Origin of the sequence: Streptomyces sp. NPDC126497, from assembly GCF_040302425.1 — a bacterium.
In the GTDB taxonomy this organism is placed as follows: domain Bacteria; phylum Actinomycetota; class Actinomycetes; order Streptomycetales; family Streptomycetaceae; genus Streptomyces.
Genome location: NZ_JBEORT010000015.1, coordinates 50,580 through 67,576 on the forward strand (window position 1 = coordinate 50,580; position 16,997 = coordinate 67,576).

Annotated in this window: 16 protein-coding genes and 1 pseudogene; 6 read left to right on the forward strand and 11 right to left on the reverse strand. The window is 73.5% G+C overall.

Annotated elements, in window-relative coordinates; translation table 11 throughout:
* Nucleotides 1-94 precede the first annotated feature (94 nt).
* Nucleotides 95-1,327, forward strand: a complete 1,233-nt coding sequence (locus ABTY20_RS10515) for a geranylgeranyl reductase family protein (RefSeq protein ID WP_351996582.1) — start codon at nucleotides 95-97, stop codon at nucleotides 1,325-1,327.
* Here ABTY20_RS10515 and ABTY20_RS10520 read toward each other — a convergent pair.
* A complete protein-coding gene (locus tag ABTY20_RS10520) occupies nucleotides 1,317-1,772 on the reverse strand; it encodes a nitroreductase family deazaflavin-dependent oxidoreductase (RefSeq protein ID WP_351996618.1) in 456 nt (151 codons plus the stop codon). The genes ABTY20_RS10515 and ABTY20_RS10520 overlap by 11 nt on opposite strands.
* A 195-nt stretch (nucleotides 1,773-1,967) precedes the next feature.
* On the opposite strand from ABTY20_RS10520, the gene ABTY20_RS10525 reads away from it, so the two are divergent.
* Nucleotides 1,968-2,711, forward strand: coding sequence for a TetR/AcrR family transcriptional regulator (locus ABTY20_RS10525; protein ID WP_351996583.1), 744 nt, complete (start codon nucleotides 1,968-1,970; stop codon nucleotides 2,709-2,711).
* A 124-nt stretch (nucleotides 2,712-2,835) separates the two neighbouring features.
* On the opposite strand, the pseudogene ABTY20_RS10530 reads toward ABTY20_RS10525, so the two are convergent.
* Nucleotides 2,836-3,030, reverse strand: a pseudogene (locus tag ABTY20_RS10530) (DUF6332 family protein); the annotation flags it as partial.
* Nucleotides 3,031-3,154: 124 nt separating this feature from the next.
* On the opposite strand from ABTY20_RS10530, the gene ABTY20_RS10535 reads away from it, so the two are divergent.
* Nucleotides 3,155-3,550, forward strand: coding sequence for a MarR family winged helix-turn-helix transcriptional regulator (locus tag ABTY20_RS10535; RefSeq protein ID WP_351996584.1), 396 nt, complete (start codon nucleotides 3,155-3,157; stop codon nucleotides 3,548-3,550).
* Between the two features lie 19 nt (nucleotides 3,551-3,569).
* Here ABTY20_RS10535 and ABTY20_RS10540 read toward each other — a convergent pair whose 3' ends face one another.
* The 3 genes from ABTY20_RS10540 to ABTY20_RS10550 all read right to left on the reverse strand — a co-directional run bounded on the left by ABTY20_RS10540 (nucleotide 3,570) and on the right by ABTY20_RS10550 (nucleotide 6,531).
* Nucleotides 3,570-4,304 (reverse strand): maleylpyruvate isomerase family mycothiol-dependent enzyme, encoded by a 735-nt coding sequence (locus tag ABTY20_RS10540; RefSeq protein WP_351996585.1) that lies wholly within the window; start codon nucleotides 4,302-4,304, stop codon nucleotides 3,570-3,572.
* A 36-nt stretch (nucleotides 4,305-4,340) separates the two neighbouring features.
* The gene (locus tag ABTY20_RS10545) at nucleotides 4,341-5,219 is read right to left on the reverse strand and encodes an SDR family oxidoreductase (protein ID WP_351996586.1); all 879 of its coding nucleotides are present in this window, start codon (nucleotides 5,217-5,219) and stop codon (nucleotides 4,341-4,343) included.
* A 148-nt stretch (nucleotides 5,220-5,367) separates the two neighbouring features.
* Nucleotides 5,368-6,531 carry an MFS transporter gene (locus ABTY20_RS10550; protein ID WP_351996587.1) on the reverse strand — a complete coding sequence of 388 codons (1,164 nt, stop codon included), beginning with the start codon at nucleotides 6,529-6,531 and terminating at the stop codon, nucleotides 5,368-5,370.
* A 251-nt stretch (nucleotides 6,532-6,782) separates the two neighbouring features.
* Here ABTY20_RS10550 and ABTY20_RS10555 point away from each other — a divergent pair, with 251 nt between their 5' ends.
* Both ABTY20_RS10555 and ABTY20_RS10560 read left to right on the forward strand, forming a co-directional pair.
* Nucleotides 6,783-7,499 (forward strand): hypothetical protein, encoded by a 717-nt coding sequence (locus ABTY20_RS10555; RefSeq protein ID WP_351996588.1) that lies wholly within the window; start codon nucleotides 6,783-6,785, stop codon nucleotides 7,497-7,499.
* Nucleotides 7,500-7,617: 118 nt separating this feature from the next.
* Nucleotides 7,618-8,313 (forward strand): class F sortase, encoded by a 696-nt coding sequence (locus ABTY20_RS10560; protein WP_502991786.1) that lies wholly within the window; start codon nucleotides 7,618-7,620, stop codon nucleotides 8,311-8,313.
* A gap of 55 nt (nucleotides 8,314-8,368) precedes the next feature.
* Here the strand turns inward: ABTY20_RS10560 and ABTY20_RS10565 are convergent, their stop codons facing one another.
* The 6 genes from ABTY20_RS10565 to ABTY20_RS10590 form a co-directional block, all read right to left on the reverse strand.
* Nucleotides 8,369-10,006: a cellulase family glycosylhydrolase gene (locus tag ABTY20_RS10565; protein WP_351996590.1), complete on the reverse strand. Its 1,638-nt coding sequence runs from the start codon at nucleotides 10,004-10,006 to the stop codon at nucleotides 8,369-8,371.
* A gap of 72 nt (nucleotides 10,007-10,078) precedes the next feature.
* On the reverse strand, nucleotides 10,079-11,161 hold the full coding sequence (locus tag ABTY20_RS10570) for a GDSL-type esterase/lipase family protein (RefSeq protein WP_351996591.1): 1,083 nt from the start codon (nucleotides 11,159-11,161) through the stop codon (nucleotides 10,079-10,081).
* A 215-nt stretch (nucleotides 11,162-11,376) separates the two neighbouring features.
* Nucleotides 11,377-12,255 carry a leishmanolysin-related zinc metalloendopeptidase gene (locus ABTY20_RS10575; protein WP_351996592.1) on the reverse strand — a complete coding sequence of 293 codons (879 nt, stop codon included), beginning with the start codon at nucleotides 12,253-12,255 and terminating at the stop codon, nucleotides 11,377-11,379.
* Between the two features lie 671 nt (nucleotides 12,256-12,926).
* The gene (locus ABTY20_RS10580; RefSeq protein WP_351996593.1) at nucleotides 12,927-14,420 is read right to left on the reverse strand and encodes a tripartite tricarboxylate transporter permease; all 1,494 of its coding nucleotides are present in this window, start codon (nucleotides 14,418-14,420) and stop codon (nucleotides 12,927-12,929) included.
* Between the two features lies 1 nt (nucleotide 14,421).
* Nucleotides 14,422-14,958, reverse strand: coding sequence for a tripartite tricarboxylate transporter TctB family protein (locus tag ABTY20_RS10585; protein ID WP_351996594.1), 537 nt, complete (start codon nucleotides 14,956-14,958; stop codon nucleotides 14,422-14,424).
* Nucleotides 14,955-15,938, reverse strand: a complete 984-nt coding sequence (locus tag ABTY20_RS10590) for a Bug family tripartite tricarboxylate transporter substrate binding protein (protein WP_351996619.1) — start codon at nucleotides 15,936-15,938, stop codon at nucleotides 14,955-14,957. Before ABTY20_RS10590 ends, ABTY20_RS10585 begins: the two co-directional genes overlap by 4 nt.
* Nucleotides 15,939-16,242: 304 nt before the next feature.
* Between ABTY20_RS10590 and ABTY20_RS10595 the strand changes: the two genes are divergently transcribed.
* A complete protein-coding gene (locus tag ABTY20_RS10595) occupies nucleotides 16,243-16,992 on the forward strand; it encodes a response regulator (RefSeq protein ID WP_351996595.1) in 750 nt (249 codons plus the stop codon).
* Nucleotides 16,993-16,997 lie beyond the last annotated feature (5 nt).

The window sequence follows — 16,997 nt, forward strand, 5'->3', positions numbered from 1 at the left end:
CGCCGATCCTCCCACAGTGGCCCGGGGCGAACGCCGCCGTAGGATGCGGGAGGACAACAGCGGCAGGCGGCTGGATCGGGAGCAGTAGACCATCGTGAGCAGCGAGAACTCTTCGGCGGACGACGTACGGCAGGTGTGGGACGTCGTCGTGGTGGGCGCGGGACCCGCGGGGGCCTCGGCCGCCTACGCGGCGGCGGTCGCGGGACGGCGCGTGCTGTTGCTGGAGAAGGCGGAGCTGCCGCGCTACAAAACGTGCGGTGGCGGCATCATCGGTCCCTCCCGCGACTCGCTCCCGCCCGGCTTCGAGCTTCCGCTGAAGGACCGGGTGCACGCGGTGACGTTCTCCCACAACGGCCGCTTCGGCCGCACCCGCCGCTCCCGGCAGATGCTGTTCGGGCTGATCAACCGGCCCGAGTTCGACCAGCAGCTCGTGGAGCACGCGCAGAAGGCGGGCGCCGAGCTGCGCACCGGCGCCGCCGTGCAGCGGGTGGAGCAGCACGGCTCGGCCGTGCCGGACCGGCGCACGGTCGCCGTCGTCCTGCAGGGCGGCGAGACGGTGCTCGCGCGGGCCGTGGTCGGCGCGGACGGCAGCGCCGGGCGCATAGGAGCGCACGTCGGCGTCAAGGTCGACCAGGTGGACCTGGGCCTGGAGGCGGAGATCCCGGTGCCGGAGACGGTCGCCGAGGACTGGAAGGGGCGGGTGCTCATCGACTGGGGCCCGATGCCCGGCAGTTACGGCTGGGTCTTCCCCAAGGGCGACACGCTCACCGTCGGTGTGATCTCACGGCGTGGTGAAGGTGCCGCGACCAAGCGGTACTTGGAGGACTTCATCGGGCGGCTCGGCCTCGCCGGCTTCGAGCCGGACATCTCCTCCGGCCACCTGACGCGTTGCCGCGCCGAGGACTCCCCGCTGTCGCGGGGACGGGTGCTGGTGTGCGGGGACGCCGCCGGGCTGCTGGAGCCGTGGACCCGCGAGGGCATCTCCTTCGCGCTGCGCTCGGGCCGGCTGGCGGGGGAGTGGGCGGTGCGGATCGCCGAGGCCCACGACGCCGTGGACGCGCGCCGGCAGGCGCTCAACTACGCCTTCGCCGTCAAGGCGGGGCTGGGCGTGGAGATGAGTGTCGGCAAGCGGATGCTGGCCGCGTTCGAACGGCGCCCGGGGGTGTTCCACGCGGTCCTCACCGGCTTCCGCCCGGCCTGGAAGGCGTTCAAGGACATCACGCGGGGCTCGACGACGCTCGGCGAACTGGTCCGCACCCACCCGCTGGTCCACCGTGCGCTGCTGGCGCTGGACCGGCGTCCCGCGGGCGACGAGGTCAGCTCCTGACGGTGATCCGGAAGACCGGGTGGTCGTGGGCGGCCGCGGCGATCTCCTCGTCGGAGGACCGGGCGGTGACCCCCTGGAAGTACTGGTTCACCTCCCAGCCCCACTTCTCCAGGTAGGTCCGCAGGATCGGGAGCTTCTCCTCGTCGGGGAGCTCCACCGCGGTGAAGGCGCGGACCGTGCGTCCCACCCGCAGTTCCCCGCCGCCGGCGGCGCGCATGTTGCGCACCCACTGGGAGTGGCCGCGTGCCGAGACCAGGTACCGCCCGCCGTCGTGGGTGTGCGGGTTGACCGGGACGCGCTGCATCCGTCCGCTCGTGCGGCCGCGGACGGACATCTCCGCGGTCCCGGCGAGACTGACACCGTGCCGGGCCAGCCAGCCGACGACCCGGTTGAACCGGATGGTCATGGGGCTGCCCTTGAGGTAGTACGGCGCTGACGACGGCATCGGTGACCCCCAGGTCGGAGCAGTGATGAGAACGGCGCTCTCTTTCGAGAGCACTGCTCTCGCGGTGTGCCCCCAGTCTGCGGGCGGCCGGGCGGTAAAGCAAGAGCGCTGCTCTCGTTTATGTGCGGCGCTCTCGTTTGTGTGCACCGCTCTCGTGCGTGTGCACTGCTCTGGGCCCGTGGAACACTGGACGGCATGAGCAGCTCCGCACACGGCGTCCGCGCCCGGGCCAGGATCGAAGTCACCGCGGCCATCAAGGAAGAGGCCCGCAGGCAGCTCGCCCGGGAGGGCGCCGCCAAGCTCTCGCTGCGGGCCGTCGCCCGCGAGCTCGGTATGGCCTCCTCCGCGCTCTACCGCTACTTCCCCAGCCGCGACGACCTGCTGACCGCCCTCATCATCGACGCCTACGACTCCCTCGGCGCGGCGGCCGAGGCGGCCCGGGACGCGGCCGCCGACGCCGGGCCGGTGCGGTGCTGGACCGCCGTGTGCGAGGGCGTGCGCGGCTGGGCGCTCCGGCACCCGCACGAGTACGCGCTGATCTACGGCACGCCGGTGCCCGGTTACACCGCGCCCGACACCACCGTTCCCGCCGCCGCCCGCTCCGTCCTCGTCGTCATCGGCGTCCTCCGCGACGCGCACCGGGGCCTCGGCCTCGCCGAGCCCCCGCTGCCGGCCGAGCTGAGGCCCGAGGCCGTGCGCATGGCCGCCGACCTCGCCCCCGACCTGCCGCCCGAGGTGGTGGCGACGATGGTGGCCGCCTGGGCCCAGCTGTTCGGGCTGATCGGGTTCGAGCTGTTCGGCCAGTTCAACCGGGTGGTGGAGGACCGCGACACGTTCTTCCGCCACGCGGTGGGGCAGCTCGCGCGCACCGTGGGCCTGGTGTATCCGCAGCAGGGCCCCGCGGCCGCGCGGGGCGGGACCGCCGCCGGGCGCCCGTGACCGGGCCCGACTGGTCGTGCCGGCCTGCGAGTCGGGGCTGGTGCGGCCCGGCCGGCCGGGCCGAGCCGCCCGCCGGGACCGGCACGGACACCGTGCGGACGACGAACGGCACCGTCGCGAGCAGCGATCCGGTGTGGCGCGGCACCGTCTCGAAGGCGTCCGGCAGGTCGAAGAGCAGCACCGGTCCCGCCGCGGCCCCGAGGACGACCGCCGCCGCGAACGCCGCGCTGCACAGGGCGTATCCGATCCCGACGGTGAGCGCGTCCCGCTCGGCCTGACCCCGCCGTCCCCCGTACCCCGCCGCGCCCGTCCCCCGCATCCGGTCATGCGGGGAGTCGGACGGGCGTGCGCCCGGCGGGCAAGGAACCCGGCCGGAGCACACGCACGGGGGCGGAGGGCCACGCCCGGGAGACGTGCACGCGCATGCCTGCTACGGTGCGCCCATGGCGGCGAACCGAGCCGAACAGGCGCTCGCGGAACGGTGGCGGAGCGTGCTCGCGCTGCACGCGCGAACCCAGTGCGAGATCGACCGCGCCCTGCACGAACACGGCCTGTGCGCCAGCGACTTCGAGGTCCTCGACCTCCTCGCGCGGGGTTCCGGACCGGGCGGCGGCTCCTACCGCGTCCAGGAGATCTCCGAGCACGTCCATCTGAGCCAGAGCGCGCTGTCCCGGCTGGTCGCCCGACTGGAGAAGGAGGGCCTCGCCGAGCGCGGGACGTGCCCGGAGGACCGGCGGGGAGTGCGGGTGTCGCTCACGCCGAAGGGCCGCGCGCTGCACGGCGAGGTACTGCCCCTCCAGCGCGCGGTGCTGGCCCGGATGCTCCCGGACACCGACTGACCGGGCCGGCGGGGAGCCCTCAAAGCACGGCGGACGTCTCCCGCCACAGCGCGGCGAGCCCCTGATCACCCGATACCGCCGGCACCGGCGCCCGGTTCCACAGCGCGAGATACAACTGCTCGGCGGATCCGGTGATTTCGCACTCCGCGTCCCCGGTCGCGTCCCGGGTGGTCACCGGCGGCTCCCGGGACAGCCGCACGGTCCACACCGCGTCCGCGTCGGTCGCGCGCACCCGCAGGACCCGGGGCGTCCGGGTGCGCACCCGGCTCTTGGGCCGGGCGTGGAACCCGCACAGCAGCTCGTCGATGCCGTCCACCGCGAGATCCGTGGAGACCGGGGCCGGCGTGCCGCCGCACGCCGACTCCGCGTCGAACCGGTGGACGGTCGTCTCGTGCGCCTGCCGACGGGCCCAGAACGTGAGGGCGCGGTGCGGTCCGGGCAGGAAGGTGAAGCACTCCACGTCGGGTGCCGCGCCGGCCAGGGTGCCCACCAGGCGGCGGTGGCCGTCGCGGTACCAGGCCAGGAGCGCGGGGCCGTCCAGCCCGGGTTGCTCACCGAACGGGCGCGGCGCGGTGTGTCCGTCCGCGACGAAGGCCGCGGCCCACCGGTGCACCACACCGATGTGCCGGACCAGGTCCCGCGTACGCCACCCCGGGCAGGCCGGGACGGCGGCGTCCGCGCCCGCCCGCTCCGCGGCGTCGGCCAGCGACCGGCCCTCTTCCTCCAGGATCTCCAGGAACCAGGCAGTGTCCATGGGCAGGAGTCTGCCGCACGGACGCCTGCCCGGGCCCTACGGAAGCGGGGTCCCGCCCGTCGCGTTGACGATCTCCGCGGTGATGTACGACGCCTCCTGCGAGGCGAGGAAGACATAGGCCGGGGCCATCTCGGCCGGCTGGGCCGGACGTCCGATGGGCGCCTGCTTGCCGAACTCCGAGGTGTCCGGCAGGGTCGCCGGGATCAGCGGCGTCCACACCGGGCCGGGTGCCACGGCGTTGACCCTGATGCCCCGCTCGATCACCATCTGTGCCAGTCCTTGGGTGAACGTGACGATGGCGCCCTTGGTGGTCGCGTAGTCCAGCAGGTGCGGGCTCGGCTTGTAGGCCTGCACGGAGGCCGAGTTGATGATGCTGCCGCCCTCCCGCATGTGCGGCAGGGCCAGCTTGCACAGCCAGAACATGCCGTACAGATTGGTCCGCAGCACGCGGTCGAACTGCTCGGTGGAGATCGCCTCGATGCCGTCGGGCTGCGACATCTGGTACGCCGCGTTGTTCACCAGGACGTCGATCCGGCCGAACTCCGACACCGCGCGGTCGATCAGCGCCCGGCAGTTCTCCTCCTCGCGCACGTCGCAGGCGACGGGCACGGCCCGCCGCCCGGCCTCCTCCACCCAGCGCGCGGTCTCGGCGGCGTCGTCCTTCTCGCTGTCCAGGTACGTGAAGACGACGTCGGCGCCCTCACGGGCGAACGCCAGGGCGACCGCCCGGCCGATCCCGGAGTCCCCGCCCGTGATGACGGCCACGCGGTCCGTCAGCCGGCCGCTGCCGCGGTAGGAGTCCTCCCCGTGGTCCGGCGGCGGGTCCATGGGACCGGTCCAGCCGGGGTGCGGCTGGTCCTGGGAGGGGAAGTCGGGGGTCGGGTGCTGCTCGACGGGATTCTGCTGCTCGGTCACGGTCTCTCCGATGTCCGTGGAGGGGCGGTCGGGTGATCGGCTTCCGCCGACGGAGGACCGGTGGAAGCCGATCACCCGGGTACCCCGGCACCGCGCATCTGATCCGGTCCGTCCCACCACCACCCGGACGGCCGGGCACCGCGCGGAGTCAGCCCGCGTCCACCCGGCGGGTCGCGAAGCCGATGACGGTGGCCACCGCCGCCAGCACCGCCACGCTGGTCAGCGCGGCCGGGAGGCTGAACCGGTCCGCCATGAAGCCGATCGCGGGCGGGCCGAGGAGCATGCCGCCGTAGCCCAGGGTGGAGGCGGTGGCGACCCCGCGGGGGCCCGCGAGCGCGCCCGCCCGCTCGACGGCCACGGGGAACAGGTTCGCCAGCCCGAGGCCGGTGACCGCGTAGCCGAGCAGAGCCGCCCACAGGGACGGCGCGAGCGCGCCCAGCAGCATGCCGGCCGCCGCGGTGGAACCGCCCCCGAGGACGGTACGGGTCCGGCCCAGCCGTTCCAGCAGCGTCGTCCCGGAGAGCCGCCCGAGGGTCATGGAGAGCGCGAAGAGGGAGTACCCGACCGCCGCCATGCCCGGCGAGACGCCGAGGTCCTCCTCCAGATGGAGCGCGCCCCAGTCGGCCAGCGCCCCTTCGCCGTACGCGGTGCACAGGGCGACGAGCCCGAAGACGGCCACCAGCGTACGGGTGCGCCGGTCCGGCCGGCGCGAGGTGCCCTCCCCGGCCCGTCCCGCGTCCGCCGGGGTCAGCGGCTCGCACCGCATCAGCGCCCGTCCCGCCACGGCCGTCACGAGCAGTCCCACGACGGCGAGTCCCCACAGGTGCCGGGTCGGCGACAGCGAACCGGCCACCAGCGCGCCCAGCCCCGCGCCGATCATGCCGCCCAGGCTGAACGCGGCGTGGAAGCTGGGCATGATCGGCCGCCCCAGCGCGGCCACCAGATCGACGGCGGCGCTGTTGAAGGCGACGTTGATCCCGCCGTACGCCGCGCCGAACAGCAGCAGTACGCCCCCGAGTGCGGGGACGGAACGGGTCAGCGGGGGCAGCCCGACGCCGAGGCAGAGCAGGACCGCGCAGACGAGGGTGACGAGGTGGCTGCCGTACCGGCGGCACAGGCGGCCGGTGAGCATCATGGTGATCACGGCCCCGGCGGAGACGCCGAGCAGGGCGAGACCGAGGGCGCTCGCGGAGGCGCCGGTCTGTTCCTTGACGGCCGGGATGCGCACCACCCAGCCGGCGAAGAGGAAGCCGTCGAGGGCGAAGAAGGCGGTCAGGGCGCGACGGAGTCGGACGAGGTCGGTACCCGGCACCACACTGTGCGAACGGGTTTTGTTTATTGGCGGCACAAACTCAGGCTAGGCGGCGGCACGACCCCGGACAAGGGGAACCGGAAAGGGGCGGGCGCGGGTGGTGTGCCGCCGGAGGGATGGCGGCGTTAACCCGTGTGATCCTCCCGGATGGTGGGGCGGGGCGTCATGGATGAGCGTGGATCATGCCGGAGAACGGGACATCCGTGCTGACGAGGAGTCAGCTGCCCGGACTCCTGTGGAAGGACTCTCAGATGCGCTCTGCCCGCATGGTGCTCGCCACCGCGACGGCCACGGCGGCCCTCGCCATCGCCGCGCCCGCAGCCTACGCCGACCACTCGGGCGAAGGGGACCAGGACAAGTCCTCTTACAGCAAGGAGTACGACAAGGAGAGCAAGCAGGAGGAGAGCAAGCAGGACGAGGAGAGCAAGCAGGAGGAGAGCAAGCAGGACGAGGAGAGCACGTACGGCGAGGAGAGCAAGCAGGAAGAGGGCAAGCAGGACGAGGGCAAGCAGGACGAGGGGGACAAGTACGACGAGGAGAGCAAGCACGACGAGGAGAACACGTACGAGGAGGAGGGCAAGTACGACGAGGAGAGCAAGCACGACGAGGAGAGCAAGCACGACGAGGAAGGCAAGCACGACAAGCCGCACGGCGGAGTGCACGCGGGCGGTGGGGCCCTGGCCGCCGTGAACGACGGGGACTGGGGCGGCGCCAAGGACTCGAAGTACGACTCCGAGACGTACAAGGAGAAGGACGACTCGCAGAGCGAGGAGTCCTGGAGCGGCAAGCAGGACAGCGGCAAGCAGGGCAAGGAGTGGAACCACGAGAAGCCGCGTGGCGGGATGCACACCGGTGGCGGTGCGCTCGCCGCGCCCGGTGTCACCGCGGGCGGCCTGGCCGCGCTCGCGGTCCTCGGTACCGGTGCCTACGCGCTGCGCCGCAAGAAGGCCACCGGGAGCGTGGCCTGAGCCATGCCCGGCGGCATAGCGGCCGGGGTCGTCGTACGTGCCTCGCGCGTCATGACGGCCCCGCCCGCCCGTCCGTGTGCCGTGTCCGCTGCCGTGCCCGAACGAGGTGGTTCCCCCGATGACGGCCAGTCCCCCTTCCCCCCTGGAAACCGATCAGGCGTCGCCGATGAGGCGGAGGCTGCGCGCCGCCATGACGGCGGTCTTCTGGAGCGGAGCCGGCCTGCTGCTGGCCGCGACGCTGATGGGCGGCGGGGAGGATCCTCCCGACGACGCCCACGGGCCGCGCGCCGCGTCCGCGGTCTCCGCCGCGCCGAGCGACCCGGCCGCCGGCGGGTCCGCCCGTGAGCCGTCCGGCAAGCGCCTGCCGCGCTCCGAGCCGACCCGGCTGCTCATCCCCGCCATCGACGTCGACGCCCCCTTCACCGATCTCGCCATCGACGGCAAGGGGCGGCTGGAACCGCCCCCGCCCGACGACACCAATCTGGTCGGCTGGTACGCCAAGGGCGTCTCCCCGGGGGAACGCGGTACGGCGATCATCGCCGGGCACGTGGACACGACGACGTCCCCTGCCGTGTTCGCGCGGCTCGGCGAACTCGAGAAGGGCGACCGCTTCCGGGTGCTGCGCGCCGACGGCAGCAGGGCGACGTTCGTGGTGGACGAGACGGAGTCCTTCGAGAAGGACGACTTCCCCGACGAGCGGGTGTACGCCGACACCCCCGACGCCCAGGTGCGGCTCATCACCTGCGCCGGGGACTACGACCACGCCGCCAAGGACTACACCGAGAACCTGGTGGTCTTCGCCCATCTCGTCTGAGACGGGCCGGACGGCTGCCCGGAAGGGGGAGGACGCCTTCCGGGCAGCACCTCCGTCAGGCCACCGAGCAGTTCGCGCCGTTGAGGCCGAACGCCGTGGGGCCGGGGTTCGCGCCGGTCCGCGAGGCCGTGAAGCCGAGGCCGACCGAGCCGGACGCGGGGATCGACGCGGTGTACGGGGCGGCGGTCACGCTGACCTCGGCGCCCTTCTGCGTGGGCGTACCGCCCCACATGTGGGTGATGCGCTGGTCGGCGGGGAAGGTCCAGGTCAGCGTCCAGCCGTTCACCGCCGAGCCGCCCGTGTTGCGGACGGTGACCTCACCCTGGAACCCGCCGGGCCACTCGCTCGTCACCCGGTAGCGGATCTCACAGGCGCCCGTCGTACCGCCGGAGGACGTGGTGACGGTCACCGTGGCGGAGCGCTGCGAGCGGTTGCCGGCGGCGTCCCGGGCGTAGACGGCGAAGGTGTAGGACGTGGCCGGGGTGAGTCCGGTGACGGTGGCGGAGGTGCCGGCCGTCGTGGTGACGACGCTCTCCGCACCGCCGCTGATCCGCACCACGTCGTAGCCCGTGACCCCGTTCGCGTCGGTGGCGGCGCCCCAGGCGAGGGTCGCGGACGAGGAGGTCACCGCCGAGGCGCTCGGGGTGCCGGGAGCGGTCGGGGCCGTGGTGTCGCCGCCGGACCCGGACCCGTAGACCGCGGCCTCCTCGGACGTGGCGGCGATGCCGTCGGCGCCGTTGAAGATCCGCTCGCCCCAGCCGGTCAGCTGGTCCGGGTCGAAGTTCGTGACCATGTCGAGGTACTCGACGCCGCCGCCGTTGCCGCTCCAGGACCAGCCGAGGTAGCCGAGGCCGAGCTGCCGGGTGACGGCCAGGATGGTGTCCTCGTCGGGGTCGCCGTCGGAGTGGTTGTGCCCGAACTCGCCGACCACGATCGGGAGTTTCGCCGAGACGAAGCGCCCCAGGTAGTCGCTGACCTCGGCGGCGGTGTCGAAGACGCCGTACATGTGGATGGAGAACACGGTGTTGGCGTCCGGGTCGGCGGCGAAGACGGAGGCGGCGTTGTCCCGCATGGTGAACGCCCAGTCCTGGCCCCAGTTGGGGGCGTCGACCATCAGCGTGTGGTCGAACCCGGCGCCGCGCAGCTTCTGGACGGCGGCCTTGGTGTCGGCCGTCCAGGCCGTGTAGCCGGTGTTGCCGTACGGCTCGTTGCCGATGTTGACGATGACGTGGTCCTCCTGGCCGGCCAGGGCGCTCCGGACGCTGATCCAGTAGTCGGCGGCCCGGGAGAGGGTGGCCGCTCCGCTCTGCTCGCCGTAGCCGGTGGTGTCGTGCACCTCCAGGACGCAGATCAGCCGGTTCTGCTTGCACTGCGCGACGACGTTCGCCACGTCGGCGGTGTCGTTGCGGGTCCAGCGGTCGCCGCTGGAGAGGACGACGCGCACGGTGTTGGCGCCCTTCGCCTTGATGTGCGCCAGTGAGCCGAGCCGGTCGGCGTACCAGGTGTGCGCGTGGTTGACACCGCGCATCACGAAGTCGTTCCCGGACGCCTCCAGGAGCCGGCCGTTCTCCACCCGGAACCCGGTGGGCGCCGCGTGCGCCGGTGTGGTGAGGGCGAGGAGCGGGAGGAGGAGTCCCAGGAGGGCGGCGAGAACGCCGACGGTTCGTGGGGAGGCGGGCGTACGGGGTCTCATGGCGGCTCCAGTGGGGGTGCGGTTGGCTGTCCGTGCCGTGCGATTGCGCTGTGCGACGGTCCGTGCCGTGCGTCAGGAGGTGGCCGTGCAGCCGACGGTCGCCGCCGGGGCGGGGGAGGTCGCCGGGGTGGTGGCGATGAGGCCGAAGGCGGCACTGGCTCCGGGTGCCAGGGTCCCGTTCCACTGCGCGTGGGTGACGGTGGCCGTGCCGTCGGCGGCCGTGCCGAGGACGCCGTTCCAGACCTGGCTCACCCGGGCGCCGTCGGCGGGCACGACCGTCACCCTCCAGCCCGTGACGGGGGCGGCGGAGGTGTTGCGCACCGTCACCTCGGCCTGGTAACCGCCCTGCCAGGTGGAGACGGCGCGGAAGGACGCGGTGCAGCCGGCGTCGCCGGGCTCCTCCGGGTCGTCGGGGACGCCCGCCTCCAGGAGCGCGGCCAGGGCCGGGAACCAGCGCGCGGCGATCTTCTCGTTGCCGGCGCCGTTCGGGTGCACGCCGTCGTAGGTGTCGGTGGCCGTGTCGAATCCCGTCCACTGGTCGACCACGGTCACCGGGGAGCGGTCGGTGCTCGTCGCCGCCGCCCACGCGGGGATCCGGGCGTTGAGGTCCATCACGCGCCGGCCGCACGCGGCGCACGTGCCGGGGTTCATCGGGATGATCTGGGCGACGAGGACGCGGATGTCCGGGTCGGACTCCCGCATCTGCCCCACGAGCCTGGTGTAGGCGGTGAGGATGCGGTCGGGGGAGACGTTGCTCCAGACGTCGTTCGTGCCGAAGTGCATGACAACGATGTCGGGCCGCGTCGCCGCCAGCCGTGCGGGAAGCAGGTTCTGGTCCGCCACGCGGGTGACCAGTTCGCCGCCGTGCCCCTCGTTGTCCCCGTCGTGCTCCACGCCGCAGCCCTGTGCGGGCAGGGTGCCGACGAAGTCGATGTCCGTGTGCCCGGCGTCCAGCAGCCGGTTCCACAGCAGGGCCCGCCAGCAGCCCGGCGACCCCGTGATGGAGTCGCCCAGCGGCATGACGCGCACCGGGTCGGCGGCCGCCGGTGCGGCGGCCGCGCCCGGCGCGAGGGTCAGTCCGAGAGGGAGGAGCAGGGCGGCCAGCAGGCCGAGGAGCGGAAGCGTGCGTAAGCGCTGGAGGCGGGTGTCGCGCATGGTTTCCCCTTCCCTGGATGAGGTGGGAGCGCTCCCATGCGGGACATCAAGCCACTGTTGTCATTGACGCGTCAAGAGGTCGGACCAAGACCGGTGCGTACGGGGGGCCGGACCCCGCCTCACCGCCCGCCCCGTGGCCGGACACCGCGACGAGGGGGGCGGGAGGGGGCACGACGGGCCCCACGGCGGGGACCGCCGCGGCCCGGGAGGCGGTCCTACGGGGTCGCCGCGGGGAGCCGGGTGGGTACCGCCGGGAGCATCATGCCGTCGCCCACGGGCGCCGTGTGCGGGACGAGGGCGCCCTCCCTGGCGATCTGGAGCAGGTCCGGGAGCCCGTAGGGCTCCGCGCCCTCGAGGTCGATCTGGTAGCCCATGTCGCCCAGGCTCGCCGCGGTCATCCGGCTCAGCGGGTTGTCCCTGCCGGAGATGAACGGCGACATCAGCTCGTTGACGAAGACGGCCTCACGCCAGTGGCTGTCCCGGGTCCCGGGCCCGCCGAAGTTGGCGACCGGCACCGGGACCGGGTCCTGCTCGCCGAGGAGTGCGGCGAACTCCGCCATCGCGCCCGTACCCACGAAGGTGGGGTTCTGGCCGCCGACGCCCTTGAGGAGACCGAAGGTGCTCCACAGGGTGCCGACACCCAGGACGTGTCCCATCTCGTGCGTGATGACGTCGACCAGGGTGCCGTTCGCCTCCATCACGTCGAGGTCGGCGGAGTCGAACCTCATCACGCCCTTCGCCGGCAGGAACCGGCCGAACCGGGCGGACTCGTCGCGGAAGTCGGTGGGCCCGGCCATCCCCAGGACCTTCCCGGGGCCGTCGATGTCCACCCCTTCCGCCTCGATCAGCAGGTCGTCGATGACGTCACCGCCGACGAGCGCGGTGTCCAGGTCCCCGACGACGACCCTGGCCCAACGGTCGGCCGCCACGGTGAAGGCCTCCTGCTGGTTCTTCGTCAGTCCGCCGAGGAAACGGACCTCGATGGTGAACGGCGATGTCGTGCGGGCGACTTCCTTGGCCCGCTCGAAACTGGCGACCGCTCGGTACGTCTGGAAGGTGTGAGTGGCGACGCTGCCCATCGCGCTTCTCCTCATGTCGGCTCCAAGGCGAGGCCCCCTTCCGTTCACACTAGGCCGACCGGGTGAGTGGCGCGCGTCGGCCGGTCACGCCGCCGCTGTCCTCGACATGCAGGGGGGCGAGGACGCTCCTAGCATGGACCGCGGGGCACTTCGGGGGCTCCCCCTCCCGGTCCCGTTCGGCCCGCGTCCCGGTTCCGACCGCGAGCCGGTCCCGCCGCCCCGGCCGCCGGCACGATGTCCGCCACCGGGGCCTCCCGCGCCAACTGCCCCGAGGACGGCGGAAGGGACGGTGGAGCGGGGAGCACACCGCGACGCCCGGGCGCCGGCGCGCCGGAGAGCCTTCCACGGCCGGATGCCGTGCGTCCCTTCCCTGGCGGACCGTCACCGTCGGCGCCGGGTACGGCGGCCGGCGCACCGGCCGGCGCACCGGCCGGGACCGGCCGCCCGTCCCGCCCGGCCCGCCGACGCCCCCCCGGACCGAGGGCCGGGCTCCGGCAGGAGAACCTCCACGGCACCGGCCGCCTGCCCCCGGTGCATCCGCCCGCTCCCGCGCCGCCGTCCGGGAGCCACCGGGCCCCCGGCACCCTCCCCGCGGTCCGGACGCCCCCCGGGGTCCCGGCCGCGCACCCCGTGCCGAGGGCGAAGCCGGCGGACCGCGGGCGCCCCGGCGGACGGAACCCGCGCGGTCAGTTCCCGGAGCTCTTCCGGGGCAGCGCCCTGCGCACCAGCGGCCAGGCCAGCAGCAGGACGACGACCGCGTAGACGGTCACCGAGAACGGCGTGTCCACCAGGCCCGAGACGCTGCCGTCGCTGATCTGCAGGGCGCGGCGCAGCTGCTGCTCGGCGGCCGGGCCGAGGATGACGCCGATGACGGCGGGCAGCACCGGCAGTCCGTACCGCCGCATCCCGAACCCGATCAGGCCGATCACCAGCAGGATCACCAGGTCGATCACCTCGCCGCCGACCGCGTACGCGCCCACCGCGGCGAAGAACATGATCCCGGCGTAGAGGTACGGCCGCGGGATGCGCAGCAGCTTCGCCCACACCGGGGCCAGCGGCAGGTTGAGGGCGAGCAGCAGCACCATGCCGACGAACAGCGAGGCGATCAGGCCCCACACCAGGTCCGGTTCGCGCTCGAAGAGCAGCGGGCCCGGCTGGATGCCGTACTGCTGGAACGCGGCCAGCATCACCGCCGCGACCGCCGTGGTCGGCAGGCCCAGGGTCAGCATCGACACCAGCGTGCCCGCCGCCGAGGCCGACGCCGCCGACTCCGGGCCCGCGACGCCCTCGATGGCGCCCCTGCCCCACTCGTCCTTGTGCTTCGACAGCCGCTTCTCCGTGACGTACGACAGGAAGGTCGGGATCTCCGCGCCGCCCGCCGGGATCGCGCCGAACGGGAAGCCGATGAACGGACCGCGCACCCAGGACTTCCAGGTGCGCCTCACATCGGCACGGCCCAGCCACGGCCGGCCCACCGGGATCGGGTCCGGCGGCCGGCGCCGCAGGTGCGCGGCGACCCAGAGCGCCTCGCCGATGGCGAACAGGCCCACCGCGACGATCACCACGTCGACGCCGTCGGCGAGTTGCAGCGAACCGAAGGTCAGCCGCTGCTGGCCGGTCATCTGGTCCAGGCCCACCAGACCGATCGTCAGACCGATCAGCAGCGAGGCCATGCCCCGGATCCGGGACGAGCCCAGCACCGACGTCACGGCGATGAACGCCAGCACCATGATGGCGAAGTAGTCCGGGGCGCCGATGTCCACCGCCAGGTCGGCGACGGTCGGGGCCAGCGCGACCAGCAGGACCGTGCCGACCATGCCGCCCGCGAAGTGCCCGATGGCGGCGGCCGCGAGGGCCTGGGCGCCGCGCCCCGCCTTGGCCATGGGGTTGCCCTCCATGGCCGCGACCACCGCCGCGCTCTCCCCGGGCGTGTTCAGCAGGATCGAGGTCGTCGAACCGCCGAACATCGCGCCGTAGTAGATCCCGGCGAACATGATGAACGCGCCGGTCGGCTCGAGCCCGTACGTCACCGGCAGCAGCAGCGCCACCGCCATCGCCGGGCCGATGCCGGGCAGCACCCCGATCGCCGTGCCGAGCAGCACGCCCACGGCGGCCCAGAGCAGGTTGAGCGGGGTGAGGGCCGTACCGAAGCCGTCCATGAGGGAGTTGAGGGCGTTCATGTCACAGCACTCCCATCAGCGGACCGCCGGGCAGCGGCACTCCGAGCAGGTGGTCGAACACGGCGTAGGTGACGAAGGAGAGCACCGCCGCGATCAGCGGATCGCGGTCGGGCCTGCGGCTGCCGAGCGCGAAGGCCGCGCCCCAGAAGAGCAGCGCGCCCGCGACCGGGAAGCCGAGCGGCTCGACGAGGACGGCGGCGCCGAGGAACACCCCGGTCAGCAGCACCGTGCGCCAGTCGGCGGGTTCGGACAGGTCGACGTCCTCGCCGGTCTCGGCCTGGCCCCGGCCGCCGCGCAGGACGTCCACCGCGAGCAGGGCGGCGACGACGAGCAGGCCGCCGCCGACCACGACCGGCACGGTCCTCGGGCCGACGGGTCCGCGCTGGGCGATGTCGACGTCCATGGTGAGGGCGTCGGTCAGGACGAGCACGCCGAGCGCCAGCAGCAGGACGCAGACGCCGAGTTCGGAGTGGTCGCGGAGCCAGGAGCGCCGTCCTTCGGCGGGGGTGGGGGCGTCGTCGGTGGCCGGTGTCGTCACAGTCCGAGCTCCTTCAGCACCGAGACCACGCGCTTGTCCTCCGCGTCCAGGAACGCGCCGAACTCCTCGCCGGCCAGGAAGGCGTCGTCCCAGCCGTTGCGCTTCATCGACTCCCGCCACTCGTTTGAGTCGTGCAGCTCCCGCACCAGGCGCAGGAGCTTGTCGCGCTCGGCGCCGGTGAGGCCGGGCGGGGCGACGATGCCGCGCCAGTTGGTGAAGCTCACGTCGTAGCCCGCCTCCTCGAGCGTGGGCGCGTCGAGGCCGGCGACCCGCTCCGGGCCGGTGACCGCGAGCAGGCGCAGCTCACCGGAGTTGATCTGGTCGAGGTACTCGCCGACACCGGAGACGCCGAAGGCGACCTTGCCGCCGAGGATCGAGGCGAGCAGTTCGCCGCCGCCGTCGAAGGGGATGTAGTTGACCTGCTTCGGGGGGATCCCGGCGGCCCGCGCCATCAGCATCGGCGCGAGGTGGTCGGGCCCGCCGGGGGAGGAGCCGCCGCCCACCGGGAGCTTGCCGGGGTCCTCCTGCCAGGCGCCGATCAGATCGTCGATCGTCTCGTACGGGGAGTCCTTCCCGACCACGACGACGTCCTGCTCCTCGGTGAGCCGGGCGATCGGGGTGGTGTCCGCGAGGGTCTTCGGCGCGTCGTTGGAGCGGACGGCGCCGACCACGCCCAGGCCCATCGACATGGCGAGCCTGCCGTTGCCGTGCTCGCTCACCAGTCGGCTCAGGCCCACGGTGCCGCCGGCGCCGGGCAGGTTGAACACCTCGATGCCGTGGGTGAGCCCGGCGTCCTCGGCGTTCCTCGCGGCCGTGCGGGCCGTGATGTCGTAACCGCCGCCGGGCGAGTTGGGAACCATGAGGCGCAGGCCCGGGATCTGCGTGCCGGTCTCGGTGCCGCCGCCGGTCGTGAGCAGCGGCGGGCCCACGAGTACGAGCACGGCGGCCCCGAGCAGGGCGAGGGGTGTGCGCAGGCGCACGAGTGCCACCACCTGTCGGTCGGTCGTCTGGGGTCGCGCCGGGTCCCGTGGGGGAGGGTGACGCGGGCCACATGGTGCCCGCGCGGCGCCGGGCTGTCGCGCTTGCGGAACCAATGGAGGTTGTGGTCATTGCGTCAGCGCGGGTGCGTCAGTGGCGCACGTCTCTTTCCCCGGCCGCAGGTGGGGACCATGATGGGCGGTTCCGGCGCCCGCGCGGCGCTGCGTCGCGGCCGCCGGAGGGGACGGCCGCCGCCCGGGCGGTCGCGGTCACCTCACCGGCGCGGTGGCGGAAGGAGCGGAAGCGATGAGCAGCACGTGGGACGGGCGGTCCGCGGCCGTCGACGCGATCGGCGTGCTCGTGGTCGACGACGACTTCCGGGTGGCCCGGGTGCACCGCGCCTACGTCGAGCGCCTCGACGTGTTCCGGGTCGTGGGTGTCGCGGGGACCGGTGAGCAGGCGATCGCCGCCGTGGACGAACTCCGCCCCGATCTGGTGCTGCTCGACCTGTACCTGCCCGATCTGTTCGGTCTCGACGTCATCCCCCGGCTGCGGACCGCCGGGCACGACTGCGACGTGATGGTCATCAGCGCCGCCCGGGAGGCGGACGCGGTGCGCGGCGCGGTCCGGCACGGGGTCGTCGACTACCTGCTCAAGCCGTTCGACTTCGAGGACCTGCGGGGACGGCTGGAGCGTTACGCCGGCCGGCGCGGCCGGCTGCTCGACACGGTGGTCCGCGGTCAGGCGGACGTCGACCGGGTGCTGGCGGGGGCGGCCGGGCCGGTGCCCCCGGGGCTGCCCAAGGGGATGAGCGCGGAGACCGCCGGGCTGGTCGAGCGCACCCTGCGCGAGACCGACGGCACCCTGTCGGCCACCGAGTGCGCCGCCCTGACCGGGGTGTCGAGGGTCAGTGCCCGCCGGTACCTGGAGCACTTCCACGCCGTGGGCGCCGTGGAGGTGTCGCTGCGGTACGGGGCGGCGGGACGGCCCGAGCGGCGGTACCGGTTCCTGGGGCGGGGCGGGGGAGCGCGGCCGGGAGACGGAGCGCGGGCGTAGGGGCG

Bases quoted from the DNA above. Each gene is read 5' to 3' on its own strand.
- ABTY20_RS10520 (WP_351996618.1), bottom strand. From the start codon at position 1,772: ATGCCGTCGTCAGCGCCGTACTACCTCAAGGGCAGCCCCATGACCATC.
- ABTY20_RS10525 (WP_351996583.1), top strand. From the start codon at position 1,968: ATGAGCAGCTCCGCACACGGCGTCCGCGCCCGGGCCAGGATCGAAGTC.
- ABTY20_RS10535 (WP_351996584.1), top strand. From the start codon at position 3,155: ATGGCGGCGAACCGAGCCGAACAGGCGCTCGCGGAACGGTGGCGGAGC.
- ABTY20_RS10540 (WP_351996585.1), bottom strand. From the start codon at position 4,304: ATGGACACTGCCTGGTTCCTGGAGATCCTGGAGGAAGAGGGCCGGTCG.
- ABTY20_RS10555 (WP_351996588.1), top strand. From the start codon at position 6,783: ATGCGCTCTGCCCGCATGGTGCTCGCCACCGCGACGGCCACGGCGGCC.
- ABTY20_RS10560 (WP_502991786.1), top strand. From the start codon at position 7,618: ATGACGGCCAGTCCCCCTTCCCCCCTGGAAACCGATCAGGCGTCGCCG.
- ABTY20_RS10565 (WP_351996590.1), bottom strand. From the start codon at position 10,006: ATGAGACCCCGTACGCCCGCCTCCCCACGAACCGTCGGCGTTCTCGCC.
- ABTY20_RS10570 (WP_351996591.1), bottom strand. From the start codon at position 11,161: ATGCGCGACACCCGCCTCCAGCGCTTACGCACGCTTCCGCTCCTCGGC.
- ABTY20_RS10575 (WP_351996592.1), bottom strand. From the start codon at position 12,255: ATGAGGAGAAGCGCGATGGGCAGCGTCGCCACTCACACCTTCCAGACG.
- ABTY20_RS10580 (WP_351996593.1), bottom strand. From the start codon at position 14,420: ATGAACGCCCTCAACTCCCTCATGGACGGCTTCGGTACGGCCCTCACC.
- ABTY20_RS10595 (WP_351996595.1), top strand. From the start codon at position 16,243: ATGAGCAGCACGTGGGACGGGCGGTCCGCGGCCGTCGACGCGATCGGC.